The organism is Ligilactobacillus salitolerans (assembly GCF_003864415.1).
Taxonomy (GTDB): Bacteria; Bacillota; Bacilli; order Lactobacillales; family Lactobacillaceae; genus Ligilactobacillus; species Ligilactobacillus salitolerans.
Map to the genome: position 1 here is coordinate 1 of NZ_BFFP01000077.1, position 1,371 is coordinate 1,371.

Sequence of the window (1,371 nt, forward strand, 5' to 3'; positions counted from 1 at the left end):
CGCCGGTTCATTCTACAAAAGGCACGCCATTACCCCTTAACGGGCTCTGACTACTTGTAGGCACATGGTTTCAGGAACTGTTTCACTCCCCTCCCGGGGTACTTTTCACCTTTCCCTCACGGTACTGGTCCACTATCGGTCACTAGGTAGTATTTAGCCTTGGGAGATGGTCCTCCCGGATTCCGACGGAGTTTCACGTGTTCCGCCGTACTCAGGATCCCGAACTGAGGAAAAACTGTTTCGCCTACGGGGCTATCACCCGCTCTGGCCGGCTTTCCCAAGCCGTTTGGCTACAGTCTTTCTTGGTAACTCAGATGTTCGGTCCTACAACCCCAGGAAGCAAGCTTCCTGGTTTGGGCTGTTCCCCGTTCGCTCGCCGCTACTGAGGGAATCGAAATTTCTTTATTTTCCTGCAGGTACTTAGATGTTTCAGTTCCCTGCGTCTGTCTTCCACTGGCCTATGTATTCAGCCAGCGATAATGACTCATCACAGTCATTGGGTTGCCCCATTCGGAGATCTCCGGGTCATTGCTTACTTACAGCTACCCGAAGCATTTCGCAGTTAGTCGCGTCCTTCATCGACTCCTAGTGCCAAGGCATCCACCATGCGCCCTTCCTAACTTAACCTATTCATTTATCGAAGATAAATGGGTTATGAGTTTGCGTTTAATACTTATTTTGAATTCTTGTTTGAAACTCTTTCAAACGCGGTGTTCTCGGTTTAATAAAATTATTGATCAAGAAATAAATGTTATTCAGTTTTCAAAGAACGGATCCATGACAGCTGACGCTGTCAATGGAGGTTAACGGGATCGAACCGTTGACCTCCTGCTTGCAAAGCAGGTGCTCTCCCAGCTGAGCTAAACCCCCATTTTGAGAGTAGACCTCTCAAAACCAAACAAAGTTTCATGTAACAAATCGTGTGAGTTTCCGTATTATTCCTTAGAAAGGAGGTGATCCAGCCGCAGGTTCTCCTACGGCTACCTTGTTACGACTTCACCCCAATCATCTGTCCCACCTTAGACGGCTGGCTCCGAAAGGTTACCCCACCGGCTTTGGGTGTTACAAACTCTCATGGTGTGACGGGCGGTGTGTACAAGGCCCGGGAACGTATTCACCGCGGCATGCTGATCCGCGATTACTAGCGATTCCGACTTCACGTAGGCGAGTTGCAGCCTACGATCCGAACTGAGAACGGTTTTAAGAGATTAGCTAAACCTCGCGGTCTCGCGACTCGTTGTACCGTCCATTGTAGCACGTGTGTAGCCCAGGTCATAAGGGGCATGATGACTTGACGTCATCCCCACCTTCCTCCGGTTTGTCACCGGCAGTCTCGCCAGAGTGCCCAACTGAATGCTGGCAACTGGCAAT

1 tRNA gene and 2 rRNA genes are annotated in these 1,371 nt (G+C 50.0%); all 3 read right to left on the bottom strand.

Going from position 1 to position 1,371, the window contains the following annotated elements:
* Nucleotides 1-627, bottom strand: a 23S ribosomal RNA gene (locus tag LFYK43_RS12065); the annotation flags it as partial.
* A 170-nt stretch (nucleotides 628-797) separates the two neighbouring features.
* Nucleotides 798-870: transfer RNA gene (locus tag LFYK43_RS12070), tRNA-Ala, on the bottom strand.
* A 76-nt stretch (nucleotides 871-946) separates the two neighbouring features.
* Nucleotides 947-1,371: ribosomal RNA gene (locus LFYK43_RS12075) — 16S ribosomal RNA — on the bottom strand; the annotation flags it as partial.